Source organism: Dietzia cercidiphylli (genome assembly GCF_014145145.1).
GTDB classification, from domain to species: domain Bacteria; phylum Actinomycetota; class Actinomycetes; order Mycobacteriales; family Mycobacteriaceae; genus Dietzia; species Dietzia natronolimnaea.
The window spans coordinates 1-3,526 of record NZ_JAALEA010000357.1 but is presented as its reverse complement, the minus strand read 5'-3'; the positions used below and the strand labels follow the sequence as shown (position 1 = coordinate 3,526).

General features: G+C 71.0%; 5 protein-coding genes and 1 pseudogene. 1 reads left to right on the top strand and 5 read right to left on the bottom strand.

Annotated elements, in window-relative coordinates; translation table 11 throughout:
* Positions 1 to 349, bottom strand: a 349-nt coding sequence (locus G6028_RS12845; RefSeq protein ID WP_194307022.1) for a rhodanese-like domain-containing protein, incomplete at its 3' end; no start/stop codon positions are given.
* Positions 350 to 608: 259 nt separating this feature from the next.
* On the opposite strand from G6028_RS12845, the gene ygiD reads away from it, so the two are divergent.
* Positions 609 to 1,400, top strand: a complete 792-nt coding sequence (gene ygiD, locus G6028_RS12840; RefSeq protein WP_182659107.1) for a 4,5-DOPA-extradiol-dioxygenase — start codon at positions 609 to 611, stop codon at positions 1,398 to 1,400.
* A 31-nt stretch (positions 1,401 to 1,431) separates the two neighbouring features.
* On the opposite strand, the gene G6028_RS12835 is transcribed toward ygiD, so the two are convergent.
* The 4 genes and pseudogenes from G6028_RS12835 to G6028_RS12820 all read right to left on the bottom strand — a co-directional run.
* Complete coding sequence (locus G6028_RS12835; protein ID WP_182659106.1) at positions 1,432 to 2,094, bottom strand: TMEM175 family protein; 663 nt, start codon at positions 2,092 to 2,094, stop codon at positions 1,432 to 1,434.
* Positions 2,095 to 2,127: 33 nt separating this feature from the next.
* Positions 2,128 to 2,898 (bottom strand): type III pantothenate kinase, encoded by a 771-nt coding sequence (locus G6028_RS12830; RefSeq protein WP_182645543.1) that lies wholly within the window; start codon positions 2,896 to 2,898, stop codon positions 2,128 to 2,130.
* A gap of 16 nt (positions 2,899 to 2,914) precedes the next feature.
* Positions 2,915 to 3,340, bottom strand: a complete 426-nt coding sequence (panD, locus tag G6028_RS12825) for an aspartate 1-decarboxylase (protein ID WP_179524479.1) — start codon at positions 3,338 to 3,340, stop codon at positions 2,915 to 2,917.
* Positions 3,341 to 3,526 (bottom strand): annotated as a pseudogene (locus G6028_RS12820) (pantoate--beta-alanine ligase); the annotation flags it as partial.

Sequence of the window (3,526 nt, the reverse complement as noted above, 5' to 3'; positions counted from 1 at the left end):
CCGCCGCCCGCAGTGCGTCGTGCCCCCCGTCCACCGCCCGGACCCCTCGCACACCACGGGAGTGCAGTTCCAGGGCGAACAGCTCGGCGTCGAGGCCGTCGTCACTGACGAGGAGCACCTCGCGCCCCTCGTCCACGGCGGCGAGGGGTGCCGCCGAACGGGGATCGAGCAGCTCGACGACGGGGCGGGCCTCGACCGCGACCGCCCCGGCCAGCACACCCTGCCGCTCGCGCTGGACCCGTGAGCGGATGTCCACGACGAGCGCCCCCGCCTCGACGGTGGTGCGGTAGTCCGCCACGTCCAGCGTGAGGGCGGCGGGGTCGGTGAGGGTGACGGCGAGAGAGGTCATCTGGTGCTCCTGGTCAGGCGGGTCCCGGTCGGTCCGTTCGAGGGTGCTGCTGCCGGTCGGGGACACCAGTGCTGCGCACGTGCGGAGCCCGCCGGACCGGCCGAGGGCATTCGTCGTGCGTGCATGGCCCCAATAATAGACAGACCGGTCTATCTACGACAAGAGCGGATTCCTTCGGCCCGCTGACCACACCCGACAGCACACCCGCTGGCGCCCGAACATTAGTTGATGCATCATATAGTCAGACCGAAGGAGCATCATGACCACCGCACGCACGCGTCAGCCCGCCGTCTTCATCGGCCACGGCGTCCCCCTCAACGCGCTCGAGGTCAACCAGTGGACCCGCGAATGGGCCGCGCTCGGCACCTCCCTCCCCGAACGTCCCCGCGCCGTGCTGGCCGTCTCGGCCCACTGGTACATCGGGGCCACCGCGGTGACCGCGATGGCCAACCCGAGGACGATCCACGACTTCTACGGCTTCCCACGGGAGCTCAACGAGTTCGACTACCCGGCCGCCGGTGCACCCGAGCTCGCCTCGGAGGTGGCCGAGGTGGTCAAACCCACCTGGGTCGGCGAGGACCGGGACTCGTGGGGGCTCGACCACGGCACGTGGTCCGTCCTCACCCACGTGTTCCCCGATGCCGACGTCCCGGTGGCCCAGTTGTCGGTGGACGCCTCCAAGCCCGCGGGCTACCACTTCGACCTGGGCACCAGGCTCTCGGCGCTGCGGGACTCCGGTGTGCTGATCCTGGCCAGCGGCAACGTGGTGCACAACCTGGCGGCCGCGGACCCCACCCGCGGGGACTCGGGGACGGACTGGGCGCACCGATTCGACGACCACGCCCAGGAACTGCTCACCGAGCGGCCGGAGGACGCCCTCTCTCTGGTCGAACACCCCGACGCCCGACTGGCCGTCCCCAGCGCCGACCACTTCCTGCCCCTGCTCTACACGGCGGGGATGGCGGCCGGATCCGGCGAGAAGCTGGACGCCTTCAGCAAGGGGTACGCCTGGGGGTCGGTCTCCATGACGAGCTACCGCTCCGCGGCCTGACCCGCACGCGCGGCCTGACCCCGCTGCGCCGTCAGGTCCCCCTGGCCCGGTTCGCGAGGCCGCCCGTCAACGGCAGCAGCACGACCAAGGACACCCACATCAGCTGGGCGGTCCCCGCGCCGACCGTCACCGCCACGGGGACCGATGCCAGGAACACCACCGGGGTGGCGGTCGCCGCCAGGAGCATTCTGCGGTTCTCCCTCGCCGACGTGGAACGGCGTTCCAGTCCGACCGCGCGACCACGCTGGTACACGGCGGCCTGCGCGAGGGACACCCCGGCGATGTTGAGGGCGTAGAGCGCGGTCGGCATGTCGAGATCGGCCGTGGCCGGGTTGCTGATCGCGTCGGTGGTGAAGGGCACGAGGATCACCAGGCCCGTCGCCAGGAGGTTGCCGACCACCATCGGGCCGTCGAGTCCGGTGAGGCCCTTGATCATCCTGACGTTGACCCGCCACAGCGCGCAGATCACCACGAAACTCAGTGCGACCCCGGTCAGCTGCTGCCCGAGCCCGGATGCCGCCAGGGAGCCGAGGTCCTGCCACGCCTCCGGCCCCGGCAGGTCGACGTTCACGATGAGCAGCGTGACGGCGAAGCCGTAGATGGCGTCGAAGAAGGACACCCCGCGGTCGAACTCGGAGGTGTCCCTGCGGATCACCTCGTCGTCGTCGATCTCTCTCCGTCCGATCCCGTCCATGGCGGACAGCATGCCACCGGCGCGGGGCGGGATTCAGGTGTTCCTCTCGAACACCAGTCGCAGTCCCTCGAGCGCGAGCTCCGGCTCCACGTCGGTGATCGTCCGCGACTCCTCCGCCACGACGTCCGCACGCAGTCCGGTCAGCACCACCGCCGCGTCGGCCAACTCGGCGACGTCCGTCCGCAGGCGGTCGACCAGCGCGTCGATCTGCCCGGCGAACCCGATCACGATCCCGGCCTGCAGCGCGGCGACCGTGTTCTTGCCCAGCGCGCCCCGGGGCCGCACGACCTCGATCTTGCGCAACGCGGCCGCGCGCTCGGCGAGAGCGTCCACGGAGATGTCGATCCCGGGCGCGATCGCCCCACCGAGCAACTCGCCGCGGGCGGAGACGGCGTCGACCGTGGTCGCGGTGTCCACGTCGACGACGATCACCGCGCCCTCGAACAGGGTGTGGGCTGCCAGGGCGTTGACGACCCGGTCGGACCCCACCTCCCGCGGAGAGTCCACGAGCAGTGGTACCCCGGTCTTCACTCCGGGCGCCACCACGACCGCGCGCAACCCGGGCCAGTAATCTGCGGCCATCCGTCGCAGTTCGCCCGTCACCGACGGCACGACCGACATCGCCGAGATTCCGGTGAGCCGCTCGGCGCACTCGCCGAGCAACCCCCGGATGGTCAGCGCCAACTCGTCGGAGGTCACCGCCGGCGACGTCCGCATGCTCCAGGTGCGCTCGAGTGGACCGCCATCGGGGGGGAAGACGCCGAGCCGGATGTGGGTGTTGCCGACGTCGACGGTGAGTAACACGGCCCTACCCCGACACCTAGACGGTGGCGGGCTCGGGGACGCGCGGGTTCTTCAGGCCCGACCCCTCGGGGACGTCCGCCGGATCGGTGCCCTCGGTGAGCGTGCGGTTGTGGGCATCCACGAAGACCACGCGCGGCTCGTAGGCCCGCGCCTCGGCGTCCTCCATCACCGCGTACGCGATGATGATCACCAGATCCCCGGGATGGACGAGGTGCGCGGCCGCACCGTTGATGCTGATGACCCCCGAGCCCCGCTCGCCGGTGATGGCGTAGGTGGTCAGACGGGAGCCGTTGTCGATGTCGACGATGTCGATCTGCTGCCCCTCGAGCAGGTCCGCGGCGTCCATGAGGTCCGCGTCGATGGTGCAGGAACCCACGTAGTGCAGGTCCGCCTGGGTCACCGTCGCCCGGTGGATCTTGGAGTGGAGCATGGTGCGCTGCATCTAGATGCCTTCCTGGAGGTCTGCGGCCAGCTCGGCCTGCTGGGAGGCGACGGTCGCCTCGGCGGCGGCGAGGAACCCCGTGCCGATGGCCACGCCGACGTTGTCGATGAGGCGGGCGGAGCCGATCCGGGCCGCCACGAGGAGCCGCCCCGGACCCTCCTGCGGCGGCTCGCCGAGGTCGCCGGC

Coding starts and splice junctions, on each gene's coding strand:
- G6028_RS12835 (WP_182659106.1), bottom strand. CDS start 2,094: ATGGACGGGATCGGACGGAGAGAGATCGACGACGACGAGGTGATCCGC.
- panD (WP_179524479.1), bottom strand. CDS start 3,340: ATGCAGCGCACCATGCTCCACTCCAAGATCCACCGGGCGACGGTGACC.
- ygiD (WP_182659107.1), top strand. CDS start 609: ATGACCACCGCACGCACGCGTCAGCCCGCCGTCTTCATCGGCCACGGC.